The organism is Phenylobacterium sp. LjRoot97, from assembly GCF_964254345.1.
GTDB lineage: Bacteria > Pseudomonadota > Alphaproteobacteria > Caulobacterales > Caulobacteraceae > Phenylobacterium.
This window is the reverse complement of the sequence record NZ_CAXUTH020000001.1, coordinates 506,406-532,500: the sequence shown is the minus strand read 5'-3', so window position 1 is coordinate 532,500 and position 26,095 is coordinate 506,406. Positions and strand designations below refer to the sequence as shown.

Sequence of the window (26,095 nt, the reverse complement as noted above, 5' to 3'; positions counted from 1 at the left end):
CGCCCGCTCGGCGCTGATCGAGAGACAGATCAGCCCCCGCGCGTGCTTGGCCATGAAGTTGATCTGGTCCGGCGTGGCGAACTGGGCCGGGATGATGACGTCGCCCTCGTTCTCACGGTCCTCGGCGTCGACCAGGATGTAGGGCCGGCCGTTGCGGGCGTCCTCGATGATGTCCTCGATCGGGGAGATCGCCGATTCGTAGGGCGCATCGTCGGTGTGAGCGGTGGTCATAGTCGGGCTTTCATCTTGGCGAAGTCCAGGACCTGCTCGCCGACCGTGGCCAGCTGCCAGGCGTCCTTCGCCTCGATGCAGCCGCCCTCGGCGTCGAACAGACCCGTCGTGGCGTTCAGGGCCGCGCCGAACGGTGTCGGCCAGCCCCGCAGCGCATGTACGATCGAGCGCAGGGTGGTCAAGGTGGTTCCGGCCGCCTGCCAGCCGTCAGCGGTGATGACGCAGCCCACCGCGCGGTCGGTCAGATAGGGCCGATCATCGCCGCGCAGCATCTCCAGGGTGTCGAGCGCGTTCTTGATCACCCCGGAGATCGAGCCGTGATAGCCCGGCGAGGCGACAATCACCCCGTCGGCCGCGCGCACCGCCTCGGCCAGTTCGACCTGTTCGGGCGTCGCCTCGGCGATCGCCGGATTGTAGATCGGCAGGCGGGCGAGGAACTCGCCCCCCAGCAAGCGGGTCTCCCCGCCCCCGGCCTCGACCGCCCGCAAGGCGACGCTCAACGCCCGCTCGGTGCTCGAACCGATCCGGGTGGTGCCGCCGATGCCGACGATCAGCGGCTTGCGCGAACTCATGAGGTCCCCTCGAACAGCTTCTTCAGTTCGGTCTTCACGATCTTGCCGTTGGCGTTGCGCGGCAGCGTCTCGGGCCAGAACCGCACCTCCACCGGGACCTTGAAGGACGCCAGACGCTCGCGGACGAAGGCGCGCAGCTCGTCCTCGCCGGCGGTCCCGCCGGGCTTGAGGTGCACCACCGCGACCGGCTCCTCGCCGAGGGTCTTGTGCGGCCGGCCGACCAGCGCGGCGTCCATGACGTCGGGGTGGTCGTAGAGCACGTTCTCCACCTCCACGCAGTAGATGTTTTCGCCGCCGCGGATCAGCATGTCCTTGGCCCGATCGATGATGAAGAGGAAGCCCTCCTCGTCGATCCGCGCCAGGTCGCCGGTGCGCAGCCAGCCGTCGACGAAGGTCTCGGCGGTCGCCTCCGGCTTGTTCCAGTAGCCCTTCACGACCTGCGGGCCCTTGACCCAGAGTTCGCCGACCGCGTCCGGGGCCAGCACGGTCTTGCCCTCGGCCGGGTCGCGGATCTGCATCTCGCCGACCGGCGCGGCGGGACCGGCGCTGGCCGGGCGGTTCTCATAGTCCTTGCCAAGGTGAGAGGTGAAGGTCGCCGTGGTCTCGGTCATGCCCCAGCCGTTGCCGGGTTGGGAGGCCGGGAACACCTCGACGATCTTGCGCACCAGCTCGGGCGCCGACGGCGCGCCGCCATAGGCCACCGACTGCAGCGAGGACAGATCGTACTTGGCCCGGGCCGGATGCTCGATCAGCTGCCAGGCGATGGTCGGCACCCCGCCGGTCGAGCCCACCTTCTCGCGCTCGATCAGCGCCATCGCCGGTTCGGTGTCCCAGCGGCGCATCAGCACGATCTTGCCGCCCGAGTTCAGCGCCGGCGACAGGTTCGCCGACAGGCCGGTGGCGTGGAACATCGGCACCACCAGCAGATTGACCCGCTGCGGCAGCTTGTGCGGATCGCTCTCCGGCAGCGGTTGGCCGGCGCGCAGGAAGTTGCGCGTCGCCGAGATCCCGCTGGCCATGATGTTCGACGTCATGTTGCGATGGGTGCCCAGAGCGCCCTTCGGCTTACCGGTCGTCCCCGACGTATAGAGAATGGTCGCATCGTCCTCAGGCTCGAGCGCGACGTCCGGCAGCGGCTGATCGGGCAGCCGGCCCCAGTCGTTGACCTGGCCGATCACGTCTTCCAGCCGCCGCACCTTGGGATCGGACGGCTCGCCGGCCAGGCGCGGGACATAGACCTTCTCCAGGTCGGGGAGATTCGGGAACGAGGCGGTGATCCGCTCCAGCCGTTCGTCATCGACGATGGCCACCTTGGTGCCGGAGTCGGCCAGGCCGTACTCCAGCTCGGGCCCGGTCCACCAGGCGTTCAGCGGGGTGACGATCGCCCCGGCCAGGATCCCGGCCCAGAAGGCCACCGGCCATTCGGGGATGTTGCGCATGATGACCGCGACGCGGTCGCCCTTCTTCACGCCGTCGGCTTGCAGTTGATGGGCCAGCGCGATCGTGGCCCGGGCGAAGCTCTCGAAGGTGGCGCGGTCGTTCTCGTAGACCAGGAACTCGCGGTCCGCGAACGTGCGACCATTGAGGAAGATGTCGCGTAGGGTCGGCGGCGCGTTCTTCCAGGTGCGGGTCACGATCCCGCGGATCGGCTTTTCCTCGATCTCGAAGCGCTGGCCCGGCGCGGTCAGCTGCGCATGGGCTTGGGCCAGACTCATCACCGGCCAGACGGGCGCCGACGGCGGCGCGGAATGGGTTTGAACGTCGGTCACGAAAATCCTCGAAATCGAATAGCTCAAAATAAGAAGGGCGGCCCCCGCTGAAGGAGCCGCCCCACACACTAGACCGTTGCAGCGTGAACGCTACAACCCGTCAGACGCTTTCGGCGCCGGCCGCGCGCTGGGCGCGATAGGCTTCCTTCAGCTCGCCCAGTTCCTTGGCGTACTTCTCCTCGGCCGCCTCCTTGAGGCGCGGGATGTGATAGTTCGGGAACAGGTCGTTGTCGGGCCGGTAGTCCTTCAGCACCTGCTTGGCGAGCGTGACCTTGTGGACCTCGGTCGGGCCGTCGGCGATGCCCATGACCAGCGAGCTGGTGACCATGTGCATGAACGGCATCTCGTTGGAGACGCCCAGCGCCCCGTGCAGGTGGGCGGCCTTGGTGGCCACGTCGTTATAGACCTTGGGCATCGCGACCTTGATGGCGGCGATGTCCTTGCGGACCATGTTGTAGTCCTTGTGCTTGTCGATCAGCCAGGCGGTGCGCAGCACCAGCAGGCGGAACTGCTCGACCGCGATCCAGCTGTCGGCGATCTGCTCCTGGACCATCTGCAGGTCGGCGAGCTTGCCGTCGCGGGTGGTCCGCGAGACCGCCCGGCGGCACATCAGGTCCAGCGCGTGCTTGCAGGCGCCGACCGTACGCATGGCGTGGTGGACCCGGCCGCCGCCGAGGCGGACCTGGGCGATGACGAAGGCAGCGCCCCGCTCGCCCAGCAGCGCGTCATACGGCACGCGGACGTTGTTGTAGCGGACGTAGCCCTCGCTGCCGTTGCCGATCTCGCCGCTGCCGACGCCGACGTTGCGGATGATCTCGACGCCGGGCGTGTCGGTGGGCACCAGGAAGATCGAAGTCCGGCGATAGGGATCCTTGGCGTCCGGATCGGTCACCGCGTAGAGCACCAGCACCTTCGAATAGCGGGCGTTGGTCGAGAACCACTTCTCACCGTTGATCACCCACTCGTCGCCGTCGAGCACCGCGCGGGTCTTGAAGGTCAGCGGGTCGGAACCGCCCGTCGGCTCGCTCATCGAAAAGGCCGAACGGATGTCGCCGTTGAGCAGCGGCCAGAGGTACTGCTCCTTCTGCTTGTCGGTGCCGTAGTGGGCGATGATCTCGGCGTTGCCGGTGTCAGGCGCCTGGCAGCCGAAGATCGTCGGAGCCAGGCTGTTGCGGCCCAGCTTCTCATTCATAAGGCCAAGCTTGAGCTGGCCATAGCCCTGCCCGCCCAGCTCCGGGCCGAGGTGGCACGCCCACAGCCCCTGGTCCTTCACCTTCTGCTGCAGCGGCTTGATGAACTTCTCGCGCCCCAGGGTGCCGCGCACCGCCAGCCCGAGCTGCGAGAGGGGCTCGACCTCCTCGCGCATGAAGTCCTCGATCCAGTCCAGCTTCTTCTGGAACTCAGGGTCGGTTTCGAAATCCCACGCCATCTGGCGTCTCCCATCTTCTGCTTACAATTCGCGTTTTTCAAAAAATCGGTATGGTCGGCCGCGCAGCCGCCCAGAATTGTTGCGCACGGACAGCTGCTTAGCCGCCCGCGCTTGCCGACATTATCAAACGCTTGTTTGCGTGACGCAACGTCGCCGATGCGGCTTACGTGCGTTTTCTAGAGTTCGCCCTACTCGGCCGGGGCCTTCACGGGGATCTTCGGCCCGCCGGCGGCATGACGCGCGGCGTCGAGCGCCTCGGTCTCCTCGGCGACAGCCGGCGGGCTCATGCCGGTGTCGGGCGCCGAGCCAACGGGAATGCCTTCCATGAGCTTGGCCTTCCGCCAGCCGCCCCAGCGATAATAGCCGGCGGCCAACACCAGCGACATGATCGAGCCGAGCGGGAAGCTCCACCACACGGCGTCCTGACCGAGGACAGGCTCCAGGAAGTGCGCGAACGGGATGCGCACGAACCACATCGAGATCAGCAGCCCCAGCAGCGGCGGCCAGACCGCGCCGGTGGCGCGGATGATGCCGTTCAGCACGAAGGCCATGCCGAAGGGAATGAAGCCCCACAGCGCGAAGGCGTTGATATGCATGGCGATCGCCAGCGAGGGACTGTCGGACGGCAGGAAGGCCATCAGCACCCACGGCTCGACCAGATAGATCAGCGCCACCGGGATCCCGGTCATGAAGGCGGCGATCATCACGCCCTTGCGGGCGATCTGGTTGACCCGGTCCATCTTGCCCGCGCCGACGTTCTGCGCCGCCATCGACGAGACCGCCGCGCCCAGCGCCATGGCCGGCATCTGGATGTAGGTCCACAGCTGGATCGCCGCCCCGTAGCCGGCCGCCGTGGCCGAGCCGTAGGCGTTGACGAAGCGGATCATCAACACCGCCGCGCCGGAGATGACCAGCATCTGCAGCGCCATCGGGAAGCCCTTGACCACCAGCGTCTTGATGATCGCCAGCTCGGGTCGGAACAGCTTCCAGTCGCCGCGCTTGAGGATCAGCACGCTGTCGGTGCGGTAGAGATAGACGATCATCGCCGCGAGGGTCAGCGTCTGGCTGACCAGGGTCGCCGTCGCCGAACCGGCGATGCCCATCCGCGGGAACGGGCCGAAGCCCGTGATCAGCATCGGATTGAGGATCACGTCCAGCCCGACCGCGGCGACAGAGAACCAGAACGGGGTCTTGGAATCCCCCGCCCCGCGCTGCGCCATCATCACGAACGAGAAGAAGTACATGAACGGCATCGCCGCGAAGATCACCCGCAGATAGGTGATCGCGTCGCGGGTCGCGTCCGGCGGGGTCTGCATGAGCTTCAGGATCGTGGGCGTCAGCAGGTAGCCGGCCACCCCGACCGACAGCGACAGCACCAGGAAGAAGGTCGAAGCCGATCCGACCACCCGCTTGACCGTCGCGACGTCCTTGGCGCCGACCGACTGCGAGATCAGCAGGTTGGCCGCCATGGTCATGCCGAACACCGCGCCCAGCATCAGGAAGAAGATGTTGTTGGCGTTGACGGTGGCGGTCAGCGCCGCCTCGCCCAGCACGTGGCTGACCCAGATGGCGTTGGCCGATCCGTTCAGCGACTGCAGGATGTTGGAGCCCAGCACCGGCAGGGCGAACACGATCAGGGTCTTGCCGATCGGACCTGTGGTCAGGTCCTGCATGCCGCCGGGACGACCGCCAGGCGCGGACGCGCCCTTCTTTACCGCTGAATCCACTTCGCTCCCCAGGGCGCTGAAGAATATGCGCCGTCCGGCCGCCCGACCTCGCCCCTGAAATGAGGGCGCTGATTTGCTTACGCCCCGGGCGGCAGGCGAAGCGACTGTAGGCGCGCGCCTGCGTCGCCTCAAGCAGGGCCGGCAGGAGAAATCGACCCGGGCGGCCCTGGCTCGCCCGGGCCCCGGGGCCTACGCCGTCGCCAACCGGCTCTTGACCCGGCCGTAGGCCAGATAGGCGACGACGCCGATCGCGTTCCAGATCAGGAAGTTGATCAGGGTCGACACCGGCAGGGTGGTGAACAGGTAGAGGCATCCGACCACCGCCGCCGGGCCGACGATCCACCAGAGCGGCGTGCGGAACGGTCGCGGCAGGTCCGGCGCGCGGCGACGCATCAGCATCATCGCGATGGCGGTGGCGATGAAGGCCAGCAGGGTGCCGGCGTTGGCCAGGGCGGCGATCTCGTCGAGCGGCAGGAAGCCGGCGATGGTCGCGGCGACGACGCCGGTCAGGATGATCACGGGCGCCGGCACGCCGCGCGCGCCCACCCTGGACAGCCGACGCGGCAGCAGGCCGTCGCGGGCCATGGCGAAGAAGATCCGGCTCTGACCGAACATGAACACCATGATCACGGTCGGCAGGGCGACGACCGCCGCTCCGGCGACCACCGCGGCCACCTGCGGATGGCCAAGACCGCGCAGGATGTAGGCGAGCGGTTCCGGGCTCTTGGAGAACACGTCGAACGGCGAGGCGCCCAGCGCCGCGGCCGCGACGATCATGTAGATGGCGGTGCAGGCGAACATCGAGCCGATGATGCCGATGGTCAGGTCGCGCCCCGGGTTCTTGGTCTCCTCGGCCGCGGTCGAGATCGCGTCGAAGCCATAGAACGCGAAGAAGATGATGCCGGCGGCCGCCGCCACCCCGCGCTTGACGCCGTCGGCGTCCATGGTCGCGCCATAGCCGAAGGGGGCGAATGGCTCGAAGTGCGCGGCGTCGAACGCCGGGATCGTCAGGGCGACGAAGGCGGCCAGGGCGACGATCTTCACGATCACCAGGATGAAGTTGATCGTGGCGCTCTCACGGGTGCCGACCAGCAGCAGCGCGCTGACCACCAGGGTGATGAAGATGGCTGGGACGTTGATGATCCCGCCGGCGTGCGGTCCGGCCAACAAGGCTTGCGGCACGGCCCAGCCGGCCTGCTGCATCAGGCCGCCAGCATAGCCCGACCAGCCCACGGCCACGGTCGAACAAACGACGGTGTATTCGAGGATCAGGCTCCAGCCGACGATCCAGGCCGTCAGTTCGCCCATGCCGACATAGGAGTAAGTGTAGGCGCTGCCCGCCTGGGGCATCATCGTCGACATTTCGGCGTAGCAGAGCGCGGCGAAGGCGCAGACCGCCCCGGCCAGCGCGAAGGACAGGATCACCGCTGGCCCCGCTAGGCCCGCAGCCACGCCGGTCAAGGTGTAGATACCGGTCCCGATGATCGCGCCGACGCCAAGGGCCACTAGATGCGGCCAGCCGAGTGTCGGGATCAGACTGTGTCCGTCGTGGGCCGGCGGCGGCTCCAGCGACTTGCGACGCGTCACGAAACTCATGGACTTCCCCCGAGGGCTCTTTTCTTGTCGCGCGAACATGACGCGTCGCGCGCTACGCTTGAAGTGGGATGATTCTTCGCCGTCCGGCGAGCGTTGTTAGCCGAAAATACCTTGGCGAGGGACAGCGCAGGCGCCAGCTTTCCTGAACTCATTGTGAAGGTGGACTGATTATGCGCCTGGCGCCGCTGGCCCTTGTTTTCGCCCTGGGCGCTGCGCCCGCATTTGCTGACGATGCAGCGCTCGACCGGCTGATCGCCGACTACGAGCTCTACAGCCTCTCGCAGAACCCGATCGAGGCCGGCCAGCAGGGCGATCGCGCCGCGCTCTCTCGCCTGCCGGACAATTCCCCCGCCGCGGACGCCGCCCGCGCCACGGCCCTGAAGGACTTCGCCGCCCGCACCCAGGCTATCGCCCCTGGCGAACTCTCGGACGAGGGCCGCATCAACCGCGAGTTCCTCGGCTGGACCGTCGATCGCCAGCGACAGAGCCTGGCCTTCGACGAGGCGCGGATGCCGTTCTCCTCGGATGGCGGGTTTCACTGGACGCTCGGCTATCTCGCATCGTCGACGCCGATGCGCGGCCCCGCCGACGCCCGCGCCTGGATCGACCGCCTGAATGCGGCGCCGGCCTACTACGCCACCGAGATCGCCAACGCCCGGCGCGGAGCCAAGACGGGTTTCACCCAGCCGCGCGCCACCGTCGAACAGGTGCTGGCCCGCGCCCGCGAGCAGGCCGCCGCGCCGGTGGAGAGCGATCCGCTGCTGGCCCCGCTCGACCGGCTGCCGGCCGAGATCCCCGCCGCCGAGCGGGCGGCGTTGCGCGCCCAGACGCTCGCCGCCATTGCCGACAGGCTCCGCCCCGCACAGGCGCAGTTCGTGACCTTCCTGGAAACCGAGTACCTGCCCAAGGCCCGAAGGGGCCTGGCGGCCCGCAGTCTGCCGGACGGCGAGCGCTATTACGCCTGGCTGGTCGCCGACCACACCACCACGGCGCTGACGCCGGACCAGATCCACCAGAACGGTCTGGCCGAAGTCGCCCGCATCCGCCGCGAGATGGACGCCGTGATCGCCGAGACCGGCTTCAAGGGCGACTTCGCCGCCTTTCAGGCGCACCTGCGCAGCGACTCGCAGTTCTATGTCACCAGCCGCCAGGCGCTGCTGGAGAAGGCCTCCGAAATCGCCAAGCGGATCGACGATCAGCTGCCGGCCTGGTTCGCCACCCTGCCGCGCCTGACTTATGGCGTGCGGCCTGTGCCGGCCGACATCGAGAAGACCTACACCACCGGCCGCTACTTCTCGGGCAATCCCAAGCTGGGGATCGCCGGCGGCTACATGGTCAACACCTACGACCTGCCCCAGCGGCCGCTCTATGAGCTGCCGGCCCTGACCCTGCATGAGTCCGTCCCCGGCCATCACCTGCAGATCGCGCTCGGCCAGGAAGCCGACGACATCCCTTACTTCCGGCGCGAAGCAAACGTCACCGCCTTCACCGAGGGCTGGGGTCTATATGCCGAGAAGCTGGGCGGCGAGATGGGCATCTACCGCGACCCGTACGAGCGCTTCGGCCGGCTGTCCTACGAGATGTGGCGCGCCTGCCGGCTGGTGGCCGACACCGGCCTGCACTGGAAGGGCTGGAGCCTGGATCAGGCCCGCGAGTGCTTTGCGAAGAACTCGGCCCTCTCGCCGTTGAACATCGAGGTCGAACTGGCGCGCTACGTCTCCTGGCCGGGCCAGGCGCTGGCTTACAAGACCGGCGAGATGAGGATCGTCGCCATCCGCGAGAAGGCCAAGGCGCAGCTGGGCGAGCGGTTCGACATCCGCCGCTTCCACGACGCCATGCTGCTGGACGGCCCGATGCCGCTCGACATGCTGGAGCGGCGGATGGACGGGTGGATCGCGGCCGAGAAGGCGCGCTAGTCCGGCCAGAGTTCCTGGACGTCGCCCTTGCGGTTCAGCACCCGCACCGCGCGCTTGACCACCATCAGCAGCCGCTCCTTGCGGGCCGGCTCGTCATAGGTCATCGCCCCGCGAGCCAGGCCTTCCAGCAGGAAGCGCCCAAGGTCGCGGCTGGTCTGGAAGCGCGGATCGACGCCCGCCTGCGCCAGCGCCAGGAACCGGTCGCCGACCTGATTGCGGTCGAAGGCGCTCTGGGCGTCGGCCAGGCGCACGCGCAGCATCGCATCGGTGCGCGCGGCGGCCTCAAGTTCGGCGAAGGCGATGAACGGAATTTCGTGCAGCAGAGCCCAGTAGGCGTCGATCGCGTGCTCGGCGGCGTCCACGCCCGGCGCCATCGGTCCGCTTGCCGCCTGTTCAAATAGCCGCGCGCGCTCGACCTCGATGTAGGCGATGGCGGCCTCGACCAGCTCTTCGCGGCTGGCGAAATGATAGAGCATCGCGCCACGGGTCAGGTTCGCCGCGTCGGCGATCATGGCGTTGGTCGCCGCGTGATAGCCGGTTTCAGCAAACAGCCTCATGGCCGCGTCGAGAATACGCGCGCGGGTGCGCCGAGACTTCGGCGTCTCCTTCGCAGGATAGGTTCGGGCGTCCATCGGACCTTATTTCGGAAGACCGGGGGAGGGTCGGCCTCAACCAAACCCTTAATTCAAAAGGCGCCGCGACAAAAGGGGCGCGGGCGGTTTCATGAGAATGACATGCAAGCAGCCTAACCGATGAGCAGTTCTGGCCGGCCAAGGGGCACGGAATGGCAGATCTGGCGATCCGCAACTACCGCGCGGTATTCATCTCCGACGTTCATCTGGGCACCAAGGGCTGTCAGGCCGAGTTGTTGCTCGACTTCATCCGCCACATCGAGTGCGAGAGCCTCTACCTGGTCGGCGACATCGTCGACGGCTGGAAGCTGCGCTCGGGCTGGCACTGGCCGCAGTCCCACAACGACGTGGTGCAGAAGATCCTGCGCATGGCCCGCAAGGGCGTGAACGTCATCTACGTCCCGGGCAACCACGACGATCGCGTGCGCGAGTTCGTCGGGGTCCACTTCGGCGGCGTGGTCGTGGTGCGCGACGCCATCCACGAGACCGCCGACGGCAAGCGCTTCTTGGTCCTGCACGGCGACGAGTTCGACGGCGTGGTCCAGCACGCCCGCTGGCTGGCCTTCGTCGGCGACTACGCCTATCGGGCGCTGGTCGCGACCAACACCCTGTTCAACCGCGTCCGCCGGCGCATGGGCTTCGGCTACTGGAGCCTCTCGGCCTTCCTGAAGACCAAGGTCAAGAACGCCCTCCAGTTCGTCGAGAACTTCGAGGCCGCGGTCGCCGACGAGGCCCGCCGCCGTGGCGTCGACGGAGTCATCTGTGGACACATTCACAAAGCCGAGATGCGCGACATCGACGGGATCGCGTATATCAACGACGGCGACTGGGTGGAGAGCTGCTCGGCGCTGGTCGAGCACCATGACGGAACGCTCGAGATCCTCCACTGGGCCAAGCTTCGCTCGTGGTCGGCCATCGACCGGACCATTCGCCTGGTCGAGCCGGTCGAGCCGCTGCCCACTCCGGCGGCGGCCTGAGCCGCGGATCACCCCTGATTGACAGTCCTGCTGATTTGGTGACAGTCCCGCTGTCATGTTGCCGCCGACACGCTACGCCTCGAGCCTGCGCGACCGCCAGAAGCAGGCGACCCGCGACCAGATCATGCACGCCGTGGCGCGCAAGCTGGAGTCGGGCCCGCTCGAAGACCTGAGCTTCGCCGAGATCGCCGCAGAGGCCGAGGTCGGCGAGCGGACGGTCTATCGCCACTTCCCGACCAAGGAAGCGCTGCTGGGCGCCTTCTGGGCCTGGCTGCAGGCTCAGGCCCTGGCGCCGACGCGGCCGGCGACCCGCATCCGCGACGCCATCACCGCCCCGCGCGAGAACGGCCACAAGCCGATGCGGATCCTGCTGGTCACCGACGCCTGGGAGCCGCAGGTCAACGGCGTGGTCCGCACCCTCAGCCGCGTGGTCGGCGAGCTCAAGGAGCTCGGCCATTCGGTCGAGGTGATCAGCCCCGACCAGTTCAAGACCTTCCCGCTGCCGACCTATCCCGAGATCAAGGTCGCCCTGGCCGCGCACGAACCGGTGCAGGAGCGCTTCAAGGCCTTCGAGCCGGAAGCCATCCACATCGCCACCGAGGGCCCGCTGGGCCTGGCCGCGCGCCGCATCTGCGTGGAATGGAAGCTGCCGTTCACGACCAGCTACCACACCCGGTTCCCGGAATACGTCTCGGCCCGGCTGCCTTTGCCGCTGGCCGCCGGCTACGCCTACATGAAGTGGTTCCACAAGCCGTCCGGCCGGATGATGGTCACCACCCCGACCATGAAGGACGAGCTGGAGCGCCACGGCTTCGGCAATATCTCGGTCTGGTCGCGCGGCGTCGACACCGTGATGTTCCACCCCAAGCGCGACGACGAGCCCGACATCTTCGCCGGCCTCGCCCGGCCGATCTTCCTATCTGTCGGCCGCGTGGCGGTGGAGAAGAACATCGAGGCCTTCCTCGGCCTCGACCTGCCCGGCACCAAGGTGGTGGTCGGCGACGGCCCGCAGCGTGACGAGCTGATGGAGCGCTATCCGAACGCGGTGTTCACCGGCGCCAAGTTCGGCGACGAGCTGGCCGCGCACTTCTCCTGCGCCGACGTCTTCGTCTTCCCTTCGCTGACCGACACCTTCGGCCTGGTGATCCTGGAAGCGATGGCCGCCGGCGTGCCGGTCGCCGCCTATCCGGCCCCCGGCCCGATCGACATCATTCCTGGCTCCGGCGCCGGGGTGCTGGCCCACAGCGCCACCGAGGGCCTGCGCGAGGCCTGCCTGGAGGCTCTCAAGCTCGACCGCAAGCAGGTCCGCAGCTTCGCCGAGGGCTTTTCGTGGAAGGCCTGCGCCGAGGATTTCGTGAAGAACCTCCAGCCCTATCCTGAGCCGGAGAAGACCCGCTTCTGGCGCAAGCTGCGTCGGCTGGCCCGCGTGCGCCGGCGTCGGCCGGAGGCCGCATAGGGAACCGTCCAATGTCCGTCAGCGTCGAACGCGTCGAATTCCCCGGCCACTCGGGGGCGACGCTCGCCGCCCGCCTGGACCGCCCGAACGGGCCGATTCGCGCCTACGCCCTGTTCGCGCACTGCTTCACCTGCTCCAAGGACCTGCTCGGCGCCCGCCGCATCGCCACCGACCTGACGCGGATCGGCGTGGCGGTGCTGCGCTTCGACTTCACCGGTCTCGGCTCAAGCCAGGGCGAGTTCGCCTCGACGAACTTCTCCTCCAACATCGAGGACCTGCGGGCCGCGGCCGACTACCTGCGCCAGAATCATCGCGCGCCCTCGGTGCTGATCGGCCACTCGCTGGGCGGCGCGGCGGCCCTGGCCGTGGCCAAGGATATTCCCGAGGTGCGCGCCGTCGTCACCATCGCCGCGCCGGCCGATCCCGCCCACGCGCTGAAGAACCTCGGCTCCAGCCTCGAGCAGATCGAGTCGGAAGGACAGGCCGAGGTCGAGCTCGGCGGCCGCCGCTTCACCATCAAGCGGCAGTTCGTCGAGGACGTGCGCCGCAGCGCCCTCCGCGAGGCGATCGCGGCGATGAAGAAGCCGCTGCTGATCCTGCATTCTCCGATCGACCAGACCGTCGGCATCGACAACGCCACCCGCATCTTCCTGGCCGCCAAGCATCCCAAGAGCTTCGTCTCGCTCGACAAGGCCGACCACCTGCTCACCGACCCCGACGACGCCGCCTTCGCCGCCCAGGTGATCGGCGGCTGGCTGCCCCGCTACCTGCCCGCCGATCAGCCGCAGGGCGAGGAGCCCATCGAGCACGTCCGGGTCATGGAGACCGGCGACAGCAAGTTCCAGAACACCGTCCAGGCCGGCCGCCACCGATTGTTCGCCGACGAACCGCAGAGCGTCGGCGGCGGCGACACCGGCCCCTCGCCCTACGATCTGATCTCCGCGGCGCTGGGCGCCTGCACCTCGATGACCCTGCGGCTCTACGCCGAGCGCAAGGGTCTGCCCCTTGGCCGCATCCAGGTCGATGTCAGCCACGAGAAGATCCATGCCCGCGACGGGGTCGGCGGCGGCGATTCGCCGGTCCGCCCGAAGATCGACTGCTTCACCCGGGTGATCTCGATCGAGGGCGAACTCGACGACGACCTCGCCGCCAAGATCGTCGAGATCGCCGACAAGTGCCCGGTCCATCGCACGCTGGAGAACAGCTCGGCGGTGCGCACCGAAGTCCGCCGCGCCGGCGCCTGAAACGCAGAACGCCGCGGATCTTGCGATCCGCGGCGCCCGACGTCTCTCCTGGGACTAACCTTTAGCTGGCGGGACGCGCCATCGGGGTCAGCTTCTGGGCGACCGTCTTCTGGCCGTCGTGCTGGCCGGCCGGCAGCGAGATCAGGCCGCGGCTCGCCAGGTACCCGCCCTTGCCCGTCGCCGCGTCGGAGACGAACTCGTTCAGGTATTCCCGCAGGCCCTGGGTCACCCCGATGTTGGCCTTCTTCACGTAGATGTAGAGCGAGCGGGCCAGGGGGTACGAACCGTCCGCGATCGTCTGGGCGGTCGGCTTCACGCCGTTGACCGAGGCGCCCTTGATCTTGTCCATGTTCTCTTCGAGGTAGGACCAGCCGAAGACGCCCAGCGAGCCGGGGGTCTTGGTCAGGGTGCCGACGATGGCGTTGTCGTTCTCGCCGGCGTCGACCCAGCCGTCCTTACGGAGCGGGTCGACCACTTCCTTGAACTTCTTCTCGTTGTTCGAGCGCAGTTCCTCGGCGGTCGGGAACTTGCGGGCCCCGGCCTCGATGGCCAGTTCGACGAAGGCGTCGCGGGTGCCCGAGGTCGGCGGCGGGCCATAGACGTTGATGCGGTTGCCCGGCAGGCCGGTGCCGATCTCGTCCCAGGTCGCGTAGGGGTTCTTCACGAACTTGCCCTGGCGCAGCACGTTGGACGCCAGACCGAGGTACAGGTGCTCGGTCTTGAAGCTGTAGTCGGCGCCGTCTTTGTCGGTGGCCACGACGATGCCGTCGAAGCCGATCTTGATCTGGACGATGTCCTTCACGCCCTTGGCGGCGCAGGCGTCGAACTCCGACTTCTTCATCGGACGCGAGGCGTTGGCGATGTCCGGGAAGGCGTCGCCGACGCCGCCGCAGAACAGCTTGATGCCGCCGCCGGTGCCCAGGCTCTCGACCTTGGGCGCCTTCTTGCCGGTCTTCTTGGCGTAGTTCTCGGCCACGCGGGTGGCGAACGGGAACACCGTCGAGGAGCCGGCGGCCCAGACGTAGTCGCGGGCGGCGTAAGCCGGGGCCGCGGCGCCCAGGGTGGTCGCCGCAGCAGCGGCGCAGAGCAGAAGCTTCTTCATGGGTTCAGTCTCCTTCAGGCGCGGCGACTAGAAGTCGAGCTGCGCGCGGACCTGGAATTGCTGGACTTCGACGTCACGGCCGGGGCCGGGATTGTCGATGTCGGCGTTGGTGTAGTTGGCCTGCAGACGCACGTACGAGGTCGGGTAGTAGTTGGCCCCGAGGGTGATGCCCTTGTACTTGCCGGCGTCCTGCGACAGCGTCCGGCCGGCCGCGGTGGTCGCAGTGTCGTAGGCGTCGGTCAGGTCGGCATAGTCGTAGCGGGCCAGCAGTTCGACGCCGCCCCAGCCACCGGCGGTGATCGGGTTCAGGATCTTCGGACGACCGAATTCGCCCTTGGCCGCGTCGTAGGCGCGCTGCTCGCCGGTCGGCCAGAAGCTGACGAAGGCGTAGCCGGTCTTGATGGTCGGGTCGCCGCCCGGCTGGATGGTCTTCAGACGATCGATCTTCATGCTGGCGTACTCGCCCTGCACCGAGAACGGACCATGCTGATAGGCGCCTTCGAAGGCGATGGTCTGGTCGGTGTCGCCGATGGCGCCGGTCGAGTAGTAGCGGGTGTTGCCGTAGTTGGTGTTGGTGCGGCCGCGATAGTTGAAGGCCGCCTCGTCGCCGTGGTTGCGGCTGCGCGCCCACAGGCCCAGGTGCGCTTTGTCGATGTCGTTGTTGATCGGCGCGAAGGTCACGCGGCCGGTCACGCCGACGCGTTCCTTGCTGCCCGGATTGGCGGTGGCCGTGTTGTCGACGTCGGCGCTGTTCAGGCTGTCGCCCGCCAGCTGGCCGGTCACGGTCCAGTTCAGGCCGTTGGCCTTGGCCACGACCGACATCAGGTACGAGTCGGTGGCGATGTCGCCGTACGGGCCGCGGTCCATGAAGCTGATGAAGCGGGTCGAGGTCATGTTCTCAAGGCCCGCGGCCTTGATGTTGCCGACCATCAGCGAGGTCATGTCGGTCGGCTTGAACTCGATGACGACGTCATCCCAGGCCCAGGCCGCGCCGTTCCACGAACCGCCCTCGACCTTGTAGGCGAAGTAGTTGTTCAGCTTGCCTTCGACGCCCAGGAACACCTGACGGCCGCGGGTGTTGCTGGTCTTGTAGTCGGCCAGCGCGCCGGCGCGATCAACGTCCTGGTAGGTGTAGTCCAGCAGCACCCGGCCGCGGACCTTGAACTGCACGTCGTCATTGGTCCACTGCGGCGCGCCCTTCCAGGCGGTGGTGGTGTCTTGCGCCTGGGCGCCGCCGGCGATGGCGAGCGCGATCACGCCGAGCGCCGCCCCGGCGCAAAGCGAGGTGTTGATCTTCATTCTCAGGATCCTTGTAGAGCTATCCCCGTGAGCCCTTTCAGAGCTTGGGAGGCGGCTTAACGAGGTCCCGTGACGCTTCCGCCAAGCTTCAGCGACAGCAGATCGTCAGTTTGAAGACGGATTTGCGACGCCCCCGCCGGGCGGGTGAAAGAACGCCTCTAAAAGACGTCCAATCCCTTGCGGATCAAGGATTTCGGAGAGTTGGGCCGCCGACGGCGGCGTCGCAGCGGGGCGCACGATCGGCCCCGCCTGCGACATTCTGGTCACGCTCTAGAGCAGGCGTGCACGGATGGTTTGTGACAGCAGGTCGATCAATGTGACAGCCACCACGATGACGATCGCGATCGCCGCGACTCGCGAGTACGAGAACGAGTTGAGGCTGTCGAACAGGATCTGGCCGATGCCGCCGGCGCCGATCAGGCCGAGCACCGTGGCCGCCCGGCTGTTCGATTCGAACCGGTAGAGCGCGTACGAGGTCCACAGCGGCGCGACCTGCGGGATCACCCCCCAGACCACCTCCTGCAGGGGCGCTGCGCCGGTGGCGCGCACGCCTTCGACCGGGCCCTTGTCGATCGACTCGACCGCCTCGGAGAACAGCTTGCCCAGCACCCCGCCGGTGTTCAGCGCCAGCGCCATGACCCCGGCGAACGGCCCCAGGCCGACGGCGACGACGAAGATGGTGCCAATGACCAGGTCCGGCACCGAACGCAGCACGTCCATCAGCCGGCGGATCGGCAGCTGGACGTAGGACGGCGTCACGTTGCGCGCGCCCAGCAGGCCGAGCGGCACCGCGATCAGCACGGCGATGGCCGTGCCCCACAGCGCGATCTGAACGGTCAGCCACATCTGACTGACCAGGAACGTCCAGTCGCTGAAGTCCGGATGCAGGAACTCGCGGCCGAACTGCCGCATGTTGTCCGAGTTGGCGAACAGCTTCGGCAGCTTGCTCATCTCGGCAGGCCCGAAGCTGATCACCAGCAGCACGATGATCCCGCCCCACAGGCCGAGGTCGAACAGTTGCTGGCCCAGGGGCCGCGAGGGCGGCTTCAGGAGGTCGGTGTTGGTCACGCTGGCGGTCACGGAAATGTCCTACTGGGCCGCGACGGGCTGGCCGGTCTTGGCCTCCAGCGCCGCGCGCTCGGCCGCGATGGTGTCGAGCGACTTCTGGGCCTGGGCTTCCTTGACCTTGTCGCCGGCGTTGCGGGCCGTCAGCAGTTGCTCGGTCGCCTCCATCTCGCGCACCGGCAGCAGGTGCGAGTTGTCGGCCGGGCGGAAGCCGCCGATCGACAGCGCCGCCAGCAGCTTGCGCTGGCGTTCGGCCTCCGGGCCTTCGCCCTGGGCGTAGGTCAGGAAGAACTGGCGCAGCTTTTCCTTCACCGCGGGGTCCAGGTCGCTGCGCCAGATGATCGGGTCTTCCGGCAGCTTGGGGCTTTCCCAGATCACCCGCACCTGGTCGGCGACCGGCGAGCCGCGCTCGCGCTGCAGGCGCAGGGCGGTGGAGTTGTTGGTGGCCACGTCCAGCACGCCTTTGGCCACCGAGAACAGGTTGGCCTGGTGGTTGGCGGCGCGGACCTGCTTGAAGCAGGCCTCGGGACGGATGCCCTTCGGCGCGAACAGATAGGTCATCGGCGCGAGCGTGCCGGAGGTCGACTTGGCGTCGCCGATCCCGAAGGTCAGGGTCTTGTCGCACTTCAGCACGTCTTCCAGCGTCGTCTTCGAGCTGGCCGGCACGATCAGCAGCGACTTGTAGCCGTCCGACCCGCTGGGATCGAAGGTGCGCGCGAACACTTCGCCGTTCGAGCGGCGCACGGCTTCCAGGCCCGACTGATTGGAGAACCAGCCGGCGTCGGTCTGCTTGAAGCGCAGGGCCTCGATCAGGGCGGTGTAGTTCGAGGCGAAGAACGGCTTCACCGGGATGCCGATCGACTTCTCCATGTCGGCCAGGATCGGCTTCCAGAAGGTCTCCATGCTGGTGGAGTTTTCGGTCGCCAGGATCGAGAAGTTGATCACCTTGGGCGGGCCGCCGGGCGGGGTCGTAGTCTCGGACTTGCCGCAGGCCGCGACGCTGAGGGCGGCCAGGCTGCTGCCGATGAGCAGGCGACGATCGATCATTGCGGGGCTCCTTCCCAGAAGACGTCCTCGAATTCCGGGCCGTAGATGTCGATGAGCTGTTTGCGTTCCAACTGCGCGGCCGGGCCGTCATAGACGACCTTGCCGGCCTTCAGGGCGACCACGCGGTCGCAGTAGCGCAGGGCGTAGTCGACCTGGTGCAGCGTGACGACGACCGTCAGGCCGTCCTGCTGGTTCAGGTCGCGCAGAATTTCCATCACCCGGCGCGCCGACACCGGGTCGAGCGAGGCGACGGGTTCGTCGGCCAGGATGATCTTGGCCTTCTGGACCAGGGCCCGAGCGATCGCGCCGCGTTGCTGCTGGCCACCCGACAGGGTGTTGGCGCGCTGGCCGGCGTATTCGGCGACGCCGACGCGCGCCAGGGCGGCCATGACCGCCTGCTTGGTCTCCCCCGGCCAGAACCCGAACACGCCGCGCACGAACGGAATGCGGCCGAGCGACCCCAGCGCCACGTTCGAGAACAGGGTCAGGCGGCCGACCAGGTTGAACTGCTGGAAGATGAAGCCGATGCGGATGCGCGCCTCGCGCACCTTGCCGCTGATCTTGCCGTCCGACTGCACGACGCCGCCGAACGCCTCGATGCGGCCGGCGCCGCTGTCGATGGTCTGCAGGCCGCTGATCGAGCGCAGCAGCGTCGACTTGCCCGAGCCCGAAGGCCCGATCAGGGCGATCATCTCACCCTTGCTGACATTGAGAGACACGGAATCGAGGGCGCGCCGCGAGCCGAAGCTCTTGGTGGCGTTCCGCACGGACAGTACGGCGGCTTCAGACATAGATGGCGAGGCTTCCCCGGATCAGCGCGCGCATAGGTACGGACTGGCTGTGATCGCCGACCCCTGCGACGGCTTCATGACACGAGGCCCCGCTTTCGGTCCAGCACGCGATAGTATCACCGCCCGTCACAGGTCTCCGAGTGCTGGTTGCGGGTCAGTAGTGACCCTCGCCGATCAGCGGCGAAAGCTCATCCCAGACGAAGACGATGTTTTCGGAGCGCCATAGCGGCCCAGGATCGGTGAAGCCGCCGGCTCGCCGCCCGCCCAGCTGTTCGTAGAACCGCATCGCGGGCGCGTTGCCGACCACCACCGCCAGCGCGCAACCGCCATAGCCCCAGTCGGCGAGCTGCTGGGTCAGCGCGCTCATCAGCCGCCGCCCGATCCCGCCGCCCTGGGCCGCCGGATCGACATGCAGCCAGCGGACCTCGCCGCGGCCGCCGAACGCCTCTTCGGTCGGCGCGCAGGCCGAGCCGAACCCGACGATGCGTCCGCCGCGCTCGGCGACCAGGGTCGTGCGCTGCGGATGCTCCTCGCCGAGCACTTCCTCCCAGCGGGCCCGGCGCACGGCCTCCGTCAGTCCGTCCCAGGCCGCCTTCGTCGCAAGGTCGCGATAGGTCGCGCGCCAGACCTCGTCGTGCAGCCTGGCGATGTGGGCGGCATCGGCGAAAACCGCTGTACGCAAAGCGATCGCGGCCTCCGTAAAATCCCTCGAAACCATATCGCGGCGCCCCCCTCGCAAGTCCTGGCCCGGCTTGGGTTTGATGACAATTTTTGGGCGAAGAAACAAACCCCTTTACATCGGGGGTCATCGCCCCTATTTCGCACGGCTCCGGCGGACCCGATGTCCTGAAAAAGCGCTGCTAACGCCGGTCTGGGTTCAACTGCCAATGGGGGCTACGTGAATTGCGCACGTACCATACGCCCCTGGACCTGGTCCGTGAGCGGCCACCGGAACGCCCTGTCGCCATTGCGCGACCGGACGCGGTGGCGGTAGCGGCGCGCTGGTTCCAGGAAAATTTCAAAGGCGACGTCTTCTACGCGGTGAAGGCCAATCCTTCTCCGTGGGTCATCAAGGCCCTCGTTGAAAACGGCGTAACGTCCTTCGATGTGGCTTCGGTCCCCGAGATCGAGCTTGTCGCGCAGCACGCGCCCGGGTCCCGCATGGCCTTCATGCATCCGGTCAAGAGCCGCGCGGCGATTGCGGCCGCCTACTTCGATCACGGCGTGAAGACCTTCTCCCTCGACACGCACGAGGAACTCGAGAAGATCCTCGCCGCGACCCAGGGGGCCAAGGACCTCAACCTCATCGTCCGTCTCGGCGTCGCCGCCGAGGGCGCGGCCTATTCGCTGGCCGGCAAGTTCGGCGTCGACCAACACCAGGCCCCCGGCCTGCTGCTGGCCGCCCGCCGCGCGACCCAGGACCTGATGGGCGTCTCGTTCCACGTCGGCAGCCAGTGCATGCGGCCTACGGCCTATCAGGCAGCCATGACCCAGGCCTCTCGGGCCCTGGTCCGCGCCGGCGTGTTCGCCGACGTGGTGGACGTGGGCGGCGGTTTCCCGTCGGTCTATCCCGGCATGGTTCCGCCGGACCTGGCCGACTACATGGACTCCATCGACCGCGGCTTCGCCGAGATGATGGTGCACGAGACGACCGAGCTGTGGTGCGAACCCGGCCGGGCGCTGGTCGCCGAAGGCTCGTCGATCCTCACCAAGGTCGAACTCAAGAAGGGCGACGCGCTCTATCTGAACGACGGGTCGTACGGCTCGCTGTTCGACGCCGCGCACACCAAATGGCCCTTTCCGGTCAAGCTGCTCCGCAGCGAGGACGGCGAGGCCAAGGAAGTCGAGGGGCCGCTGAAGCCCTATCGCTTCTGGGGTCCGACCTGCGACTCCCTCGACCACATGCCCGGCCCGTTCTGGCTGCCGGAGGATGTGCGCGAGGGCGACTATGTCGAGATCGGCATGCTCGGCGCCTACGGCGTGGCGATGAACACCCGCTTCAACGGTTACGGCGACGCCGAAACCGTCGAGGCCTCCGACGCCCCTATGGCCTCGATGTACGGTCTGGCCCGCCGCTCCATTCCGGTTCCCCGCCAGGAGAACCAGAATGTCGTGAAGCTGTCGCGTGCGCGCGGAAAGAAGCGTCGGCGGAAATAAGCCGGGCGCTGGAAAGTTATAGGCGCGGCCGGTCGCTCCGTCCCGGCCGCGCCTTTTCCATTTTGGACGGGCGCTCAAACTCTAGAGGTCTCAGAGAATGAACGCTGACGTTCAAAAGTCGAACCGCAAGGCCGAGCTGCTGGCCAACACCGTCGAGCACGTGGCGATCGACCAGTACGACGCCCGCCCGATCGTCGACGCGATGCGCAAGATGAGCTTCACCAGCCGCGACACCGCGCGCGCCGCCGACATCTGGTCGATGTCGCTGGAAGACAAGGAATGCTCGACCTGGCTGACCCTCGCGGGCTCGACCAGCGCCGGCGGCTGCATGCACATCTACCGCGACATGGTGAAGTACGGGATGATCGACACGATCGTCGCGACCGGCGCCTCGATCGTCGACATGGACTTCTTCGAAGCCCTCGGCTTCAAGCACTATCAAGCCCAGTCGGACGTCGACGACCGCGACCTGCGCGACCTCTACATCGACCGCATCTACGACACCTACATCGACGAAGAAGAACTCCAGAACTGCGACGGCACGATCTACGAGATCTGCAACCTGCTGGAGCCGCGCCCCTACTCGTCGCGCGAGTTCATCTGGGAAATGGGCAAGTGGCTGGCGGCGGGCAACGCCAAGAAGCCGGACTCGCTGATCGAGACCGCCTATCGCGAAGGCGTGCCGATCTTCTGCCCGGCCTTCGTCGACTCGTCGGCGGGCTTTGGTCTGGTCAAGCACCAGGTCGAGCGCATGAAGGAAGGCAAGCCCTACCTGACCATCGATGCGGTCGCCGACTTCCGCGAACTGACCGACATCAAGCTGGCGGCCGGCACCACCGGCCTGTTCATGGTCGGCGGCGGCGTGCCGAAGAACTTCGCCCAGGACACCGTGGTCTGCGCCGAGATCCTCGGCCACGAAGCGGCGATGCATAAGTACGCGGTGCAGATCACCGTGGCCGACGTGCGCGACGGCGCCTGCTCGTCCTCGACGCTCAAGGAAGCCTGCTCCTGGGGCAAGGTCGACGTGACCTGGGAACAGATGGTGTTCGCCGAAGCCACCACCGTGGTGCCGCTGATCGCCTCGGACGCTTGGCACCGCGGGTCGTGGAAGACCCGCACCAAGCCGCGCTGGAACAAGCTCTTCGAAAAGAAGGCCTAAGGCCTCAACAAAACGGCGTCCCTCGGGACGCCGTTTTTCTTTGAGCTACTCCCCGGCCATGTAGCGGTCGAACCGCTCCTTCCAGTCGGCGTGCCAGCGCGACAGCGCCGGCCGGTTCTCGACGATGTCGCCGGCGGTCCACAGCACCCGCTTCTCGTCGACCGCGCGCGGCGTCTCGTTGTCCTCGCACCACAGATAGAAGTCGCCGCGGGCGATCCCCTCCAGCATCCGCTCGACCACCTGCTCGGAGGTCCAGGCCGAGGGCGGACGCTCGGGGATCCGGCTGGCGACCATGCCGGTATAGGTGAACCCCGGGACCAGCAGGTGGGCGCTGACCTGGCAGCCGGCGGTGTTGCGCAGGGTATGCGCCAGCCCCTCGGTCAGCGCCTTCACCCCGGCCTTGGAGACGTTGTAGGCGGTGTCGCCCGGCGGCATCGTCACCCCCTGCTTGGAGCCGGTGTTGACCACCAGCCCCGGCGCGCCGCTCTGCGCCATGGCCGGGGCGAAGGCCTGCACGCCGTGCAGCACCCCCATCAGGTTCACCCCTAGCACCCGCTGCCAGCCGTCGGGATTGGACAGGGCGTCGCCGCCCCCGCCGACCCCGGCGTTGTTCATCAGCACCGACACCGGCCCCAGCCGCTCGGCGACGGTCTTGGCCAGCGCCTCGACCGCCGCGCGGTCGGACACGTCGACGACGAGGGCGATGGCCGGCTCGCCCAGTTCGGCCTGCACGGCGGCCAGCCGGGCCCCGTCGGCGTCGACCAGGCAGAGGCGCATCCCCTCGCCCGCCAGCCGCCGGGCGGCGGCCGCGCCGATGCCGTTGGCCGCGCCGGTGACGACGGCGACGTTTCCAGGTGCGATGGCGGGATGCATGGCGTTCTCCAGGGCTGCGGGCTTGTCCGCGTCATCTTAGCGGCAAATCTACCGCTTGAACCGCGCTCGCGGCTCCGCATGATCGGCCGCCAGTTCGGAAGGGTCGTCATGAACCGCATCGTCATCAGTCTCGTCGCCGCAGCCGCGCTCGCCGGCGGCGGAACCGCGCTCGCCCAGCAGCAGACCAAGCCCGCGCCGACGGGCTACCTCGGCGACGCCGCCCCCGACAGCTACAAGATCCTCCCGCCCGCCCCGACGCCGGGCACGATCCGCTACCAGGCCGACCGTTCGGCCTTCCTGGCCACCCGCTCGCTCAAGGACAGCCCGCGCTGGTCGCTGGCCACCGCGGACGCCGACGAGGCCGCCATCGTCAAGGACATGAGCTGCGCCATCGGCATGCAGCTGACCCCGGAAAGCGCGCCCAAGCTGACCAAGATCCTGATGACCGCCCGCTACGACGTGCGCCGCGCGGTCAATCATCCGAAGGACATCTACAAGCGCCAGCGCCCCTACCTGATCGACGAGGGCGAGATCTGCGTGGCCAAGACCGACGGCCTGGCCAAGAGCCCCGACTACCCCTCCGGCCACACCACCTGGGGCTGGACGGTCGGCCTGATCCTGGCCGAGCTGGTCCCCGAGCGGTCGACCGAGATCCTCGCCCGCGCCCGCTCGTTCGGCGAGAGCCGGCTGATCTGCGGCGTGCACAACATGAGCGCGGTCGAGGCCGGCCGCACCAACGGCTCGATCGTCGTCGCCGGCCTGCATGGCTCGGCGGCCTTCCGCTCCGACATGGATGCCGCTCGCAAGGAGATCGCCGCCCTGCGGAAATCGGCCAAGGCCCCCGACGGCGCGGCCTGCGCGGCCGAGGCCGAGCTGATCGGCAAGTCGCCGTACAACTAATCCCTAGAACGGAAAGCTGGTCGCGACCTGCAGTCCGACCAGCGCCAGCATCGCCGCCAGGCTGATCAGGTGGTCGCGATAGACGTCCACCGCCAGCTTGGTCTGGACCTCGGGCGTGTCCACCGCCTGGCCCAGCCGCACGGCGTTGCGCCAGGTGCGCCACAGCCCCAGGCCGATCGAGACCGCCGCCAGTGCCAGCGACGCGCCGCTGACCCAGATCGGCTGCACCCGCTCGAGCATCTGGATCAGGATGCCCGCCAAGGTCAGGGCCAGCACCGACGGCGTCAGCCAGTTCATCGGCCAGGCCCCGGTCGTCACCCGTCGATAGTACAGCGCCATCGAGGCCAGCACCTCGTCGGGGGCGCGCTCGGGGCCCCGGCGTTGGACCTGGACGTCGAAGGTCAGGTCGATCCACAGCACCGCGGCGAGAAAGCCGGCGCCTGCAGCGATCACGGCGTTCATGGTCATCGTCCTGCTGGCAGGGCCCGCCCCCGCACGCTCAGTTCGGGATTTTCCGGCGCAGATGTCAATTCCGCGGCTCAGATCCCCGCGTACCACTCATAGCCGCGGTCTTCCCAGAACCCGCCCTTGCCGCCGCCGATCCCGGCCAGGTCGGCCACCGCCTCGATGCGCATGACGTACTTGGCGTGCTTGTAGCCGAGCTGGCGCTCGACCCGCAGCCGCACCGGCGCCCCGTGCTTCACCGCCAGCGGCGCACCGTTCATGTCGTAGGCCAGGATGCTCTGCGGGTGATAGGCGTCGATCAGGTCGATACTCTCGTAGTAGCGCCCCAGGGCCGGCGGCGCGTTGGGGTCCAGGGTGTCGGCGCAGTGAAAGACGATGTAGCGCGCGCTCTCCTTCAGCCCGGCCCGGTCCAGCAGCGGCCCCAGCCGCGCGCCGCTCCATTGGCCGATCGCCGACCAGCCCTCGACGCAGTCGTGCCGGGTGATCTGCGTGCGGGCCGGCTGGGCGCGCAGTTCGGCCATGCTCAGCGACAGCGGCCGCTCGACCAGGCCGTCGATCACCAGCCGCCAGTCGGCGAACCCCGCCTCGACCAGCGCCCGGTACTCGGGGTCGCCCGGGGCGGTAGAGCCGTTGGCGCGGAAGTCAGGCGAGATCTCGGCGGGGCTGAATTCCTGGGCCAGCGCCTTGCGATCGACGATCAGCCGCTGGGCGCGCCGGGTCAGGCCTTCGGCGCGCGCCAGGCCCCGCTGCACGCCCGCGTTCATGGTGAGCTTGTCGCAGGCCCCCAGCACCGCCCCCATGGCGGCGACGGCCAAGCCCGACAACCATCGGCGCCGGTCGATCATCGCGGCTCCTCCCCGATCGCGAACTTGCCAGTGATCATCGAGCGCAGCCCGTTCAGCGGCCCTGACAGCACCACCATGGCCAGGTGGACCGCGACGAACGCCACGATCAGGCCGGCGGTGATGAAGTGGATCGTGCGCGCCGACTGCCGCCCGCCGAACAACTCGGGCAGCCACGGGAAGCCGGCGTTCATGCCCGGCGACATCGACAGCCCAGTCAGCACCATCAGCGGCAGCAGCACGAAGACGACCCCCAGATAGGACAGCTTCTGCAGGGCGTTGTAGCGCCGCGCCGCCTCGCCCCTGGCGAACCGCAACCGCGCATGGTCGACAATCTCGCCCAGCAGATGGCGCGGCGACAGCTGATCGCGGCTCGGCAGCAGGTCGCGGCGGAAGTGGCCGCCGATCAGGCCCGCCACCAGATAGACCAGCCCGTTCAGCGCAAAGAGCCAGGCGAAGGCGAAGTGCCAGCGGCGCCCGTCGGCCAGGCTGCGATAGCTGGGCAATGTCGCCCAGGACGGAAAGCCGCGTACCTCGTTCCCGGAGAAGCCGAGCACGCCGGTGGTCTCGACATAGGTCGAGCCGATCTTGGTGATCCCGATCGCCTCGCCGCCGCGCTCGGCCGCGAACATCGACACCCAGGGGCGGGCGAAGGTCGAGACGTCGCCCCAGTAGAGCGCGGGATGGGCGTTGAAGATCTGCAGGCCGCTGAGCAACAGCACCAGCAGCGCGGCCGCATTGATCCAGTGGGTCAGCCGGGTCGTCAGCCCGTGCAGGCGGACGGGCGGCGACTGGTTGTCCGTGTCGGGCATCGAGCGTCCCTCAGGTCGAGCGTGACCTTGCCAT

General features: G+C 68.0%; 24 protein-coding genes and 1 pseudogene (1 of these 25 running past the window's edge). 8 read left to right on the top strand and 17 right to left on the bottom strand.

Annotated elements, in window-relative coordinates; all coding sequences use genetic code 11:
* From ribB to ACSQ2H_RS02535, 6 genes are all read right to left on the bottom strand, one after another.
* A protein-coding gene (gene ribB / locus ACSQ2H_RS02560) for a 3,4-dihydroxy-2-butanone-4-phosphate synthase (RefSeq protein WP_436059902.1) crosses the window boundary here: on the bottom strand, window positions 1-231 show its 5' portion. It extends 897 nt beyond the left edge of the window; 231 of the gene's 1,128 nt are visible here — the first part of the coding sequence; its start codon is at window positions 229-231; its stop codon lies beyond the left edge, outside the window.
* On the bottom strand, window positions 228-803 hold the full coding sequence (locus ACSQ2H_RS02555) for an NADPH-dependent FMN reductase (protein ID WP_436059901.1): 576 nt from the start codon (window positions 801-803) through the stop codon (window positions 228-230). The genes ribB and ACSQ2H_RS02555 overlap by 4 nt, the downstream gene beginning before the upstream one ends.
* A complete protein-coding gene (locus tag ACSQ2H_RS02550; protein ID WP_436063537.1) occupies window positions 800-2,518 on the bottom strand; it encodes a class I adenylate-forming enzyme family protein in 1,719 nt (572 codons plus the stop codon). The genes ACSQ2H_RS02555 and ACSQ2H_RS02550 overlap by 4 nt, the downstream gene beginning before the upstream one ends.
* Before the next feature lie 154 nt (window positions 2,519-2,672).
* Complete coding sequence (locus ACSQ2H_RS02545; protein WP_436059900.1) at window positions 2,673-4,001, bottom strand: acyl-CoA dehydrogenase family protein; 1,329 nt, start codon at window positions 3,999-4,001, stop codon at window positions 2,673-2,675.
* 188 nt (window positions 4,002-4,189) lie between these two features.
* Window positions 4,190-5,728, bottom strand: coding sequence for an MATE family efflux transporter (locus ACSQ2H_RS02540; protein WP_436059899.1), 1,539 nt, complete (start codon window positions 5,726-5,728; stop codon window positions 4,190-4,192).
* A gap of 189 nt (window positions 5,729-5,917) precedes the next feature.
* Window positions 5,918-7,324 carry an amino acid permease gene (locus ACSQ2H_RS02535; RefSeq protein ID WP_436059898.1) on the bottom strand — a complete coding sequence of 469 codons (1,407 nt, stop codon included), beginning with the start codon at window positions 7,322-7,324 and terminating at the stop codon, window positions 5,918-5,920.
* Window positions 7,325-7,494: 170 nt separating this feature from the next.
* On the opposite strand from ACSQ2H_RS02535, the gene ACSQ2H_RS02530 reads away from it, so the two are divergent.
* A complete protein-coding gene (locus ACSQ2H_RS02530; RefSeq protein WP_436059897.1) occupies window positions 7,495-9,240 on the top strand; it encodes a DUF885 domain-containing protein in 1,746 nt (581 codons plus the stop codon).
* Here ACSQ2H_RS02530 and ACSQ2H_RS02525 read toward each other — a convergent pair.
* Window positions 9,237-9,872: a TetR/AcrR family transcriptional regulator gene (locus ACSQ2H_RS02525; protein ID WP_436059896.1), complete on the bottom strand. Its 636-nt coding sequence runs from the start codon at window positions 9,870-9,872 to the stop codon at window positions 9,237-9,239. The two genes, ACSQ2H_RS02530 and ACSQ2H_RS02525, sit on opposite strands and share 4 nt — an antisense overlap.
* Window positions 9,873-10,024: 152 nt before the next feature.
* Between ACSQ2H_RS02525 and ACSQ2H_RS02520 the strand changes: the two genes are divergently transcribed.
* The 4 genes and pseudogenes from ACSQ2H_RS02520 to ACSQ2H_RS02505 all read left to right on the top strand — a co-directional run bounded on the left by ACSQ2H_RS02520 (window position 10,025) and on the right by ACSQ2H_RS02505 (window position 13,549).
* The gene (locus ACSQ2H_RS02520) at window positions 10,025-10,849 is read left to right on the top strand and encodes a UDP-2,3-diacylglucosamine diphosphatase (protein ID WP_436059895.1); all 825 of its coding nucleotides are present in this window, start codon (window positions 10,025-10,027) and stop codon (window positions 10,847-10,849) included.
* A 55-nt stretch (window positions 10,850-10,904) separates the two neighbouring features.
* Window positions 10,905-11,096: pseudogene (locus tag ACSQ2H_RS02515) on the top strand (TetR/AcrR family transcriptional regulator); the annotation flags it as partial.
* 111 nt (window positions 11,097-11,207) lie between these two features.
* Window positions 11,208-12,305: a glycosyltransferase family 4 protein gene (locus ACSQ2H_RS02510; protein WP_436063536.1), complete on the top strand. Its 1,098-nt coding sequence runs from the start codon at window positions 11,208-11,210 to the stop codon at window positions 12,303-12,305.
* 11 nt (window positions 12,306-12,316) lie between these two features.
* A complete protein-coding gene (locus ACSQ2H_RS02505) occupies window positions 12,317-13,549 on the top strand; it encodes a bifunctional alpha/beta hydrolase/OsmC family protein (protein WP_436059894.1) in 1,233 nt (410 codons plus the stop codon).
* 61 nt (window positions 13,550-13,610) lie between these two features.
* Here ACSQ2H_RS02505 and ACSQ2H_RS02500 read toward each other — a convergent pair whose 3' ends face one another.
* The 6 genes from ACSQ2H_RS02500 to ACSQ2H_RS02475 form a co-directional block, all read right to left on the bottom strand.
* On the bottom strand, window positions 13,611-14,651 hold the full coding sequence (locus ACSQ2H_RS02500; RefSeq protein ID WP_436059893.1) for a substrate-binding domain-containing protein: 1,041 nt from the start codon (window positions 14,649-14,651) through the stop codon (window positions 13,611-13,613).
* A 27-nt stretch (window positions 14,652-14,678) separates the two neighbouring features.
* A complete protein-coding gene (locus ACSQ2H_RS02495; RefSeq protein ID WP_436059892.1) occupies window positions 14,679-15,950 on the bottom strand; it encodes an OprO/OprP family phosphate-selective porin in 1,272 nt (423 codons plus the stop codon).
* Window positions 15,951-16,220: 270 nt separating this feature from the next.
* Entirely contained in the window at window positions 16,221-17,030 is an 810-nt protein-coding gene (gene phnE, locus ACSQ2H_RS02490; RefSeq protein WP_436059891.1) for a phosphonate ABC transporter, permease protein PhnE, read from the bottom strand.
* A gap of 9 nt (window positions 17,031-17,039) precedes the next feature.
* On the bottom strand, window positions 17,040-18,062 hold the full coding sequence (phnD, locus tag ACSQ2H_RS02485) for a phosphate/phosphite/phosphonate ABC transporter substrate-binding protein (protein ID WP_436059890.1): 1,023 nt from the start codon (window positions 18,060-18,062) through the stop codon (window positions 17,040-17,042).
* Window positions 18,059-18,853, bottom strand: a complete 795-nt coding sequence (gene phnC / locus ACSQ2H_RS02480; RefSeq protein WP_436059889.1) for a phosphonate ABC transporter ATP-binding protein — start codon at window positions 18,851-18,853, stop codon at window positions 18,059-18,061. The genes phnD and phnC overlap by 4 nt, the downstream gene beginning before the upstream one ends.
* Before the next feature lie 154 nt (window positions 18,854-19,007).
* A complete protein-coding gene (locus tag ACSQ2H_RS02475; RefSeq protein ID WP_436059888.1) occupies window positions 19,008-19,535 on the bottom strand; it encodes an N-acetyltransferase family protein in 528 nt (175 codons plus the stop codon).
* A 221-nt stretch (window positions 19,536-19,756) separates the two neighbouring features.
* On the opposite strand from ACSQ2H_RS02475, the gene ACSQ2H_RS02470 reads away from it, so the two are divergent.
* A complete protein-coding gene (locus ACSQ2H_RS02470) occupies window positions 19,757-21,010 on the top strand; it encodes a type III PLP-dependent enzyme (protein WP_436059887.1) in 1,254 nt (417 codons plus the stop codon).
* A gap of 97 nt (window positions 21,011-21,107) precedes the next feature.
* Entirely contained in the window at window positions 21,108-22,169 is a 1,062-nt protein-coding gene (locus tag ACSQ2H_RS02465; RefSeq protein ID WP_293406132.1) for a 1,9-bis(guanidino)-5-aza-nonane synthase, read from the top strand.
* 45 nt (window positions 22,170-22,214) lie between these two features.
* On the opposite strand, the gene ACSQ2H_RS02460 is transcribed toward ACSQ2H_RS02465, so the two are convergent.
* Complete coding sequence (locus tag ACSQ2H_RS02460; protein ID WP_436059886.1) at window positions 22,215-23,042, bottom strand: SDR family NAD(P)-dependent oxidoreductase; 828 nt, start codon at window positions 23,040-23,042, stop codon at window positions 22,215-22,217.
* A gap of 108 nt (window positions 23,043-23,150) precedes the next feature.
* Here ACSQ2H_RS02460 and ACSQ2H_RS02455 point away from each other — a divergent pair, with 108 nt between their 5' ends.
* On the top strand, window positions 23,151-23,942 hold the full coding sequence (locus ACSQ2H_RS02455) for an acid phosphatase (RefSeq protein WP_436059885.1): 792 nt from the start codon (window positions 23,151-23,153) through the stop codon (window positions 23,940-23,942).
* A 3-nt stretch (window positions 23,943-23,945) separates the two neighbouring features.
* On the opposite strand, the gene ACSQ2H_RS02450 is transcribed toward ACSQ2H_RS02455, so the two are convergent.
* The 3 genes from ACSQ2H_RS02450 to ACSQ2H_RS02440 all read right to left on the bottom strand — a co-directional run bounded on the left by ACSQ2H_RS02450 (window position 23,946) and on the right by ACSQ2H_RS02440 (window position 26,061).
* The gene (locus tag ACSQ2H_RS02450; RefSeq protein ID WP_436059884.1) at window positions 23,946-24,404 is read right to left on the bottom strand and encodes a hypothetical protein; all 459 of its coding nucleotides are present in this window, start codon (window positions 24,402-24,404) and stop codon (window positions 23,946-23,948) included.
* Window positions 24,405-24,481: 77 nt separating this feature from the next.
* Window positions 24,482-25,252, bottom strand: coding sequence for a molybdopterin-dependent oxidoreductase (locus ACSQ2H_RS02445; RefSeq protein WP_436059883.1), 771 nt, complete (start codon window positions 25,250-25,252; stop codon window positions 24,482-24,484).
* Entirely contained in the window at window positions 25,249-26,061 is an 813-nt protein-coding gene (locus ACSQ2H_RS02440) for a cytochrome b/b6 domain-containing protein (RefSeq protein WP_436059882.1), read from the bottom strand. Before ACSQ2H_RS02440 ends, ACSQ2H_RS02445 begins: the two co-directional genes overlap by 4 nt.
* Window positions 26,062-26,095 lie beyond the last annotated feature (34 nt).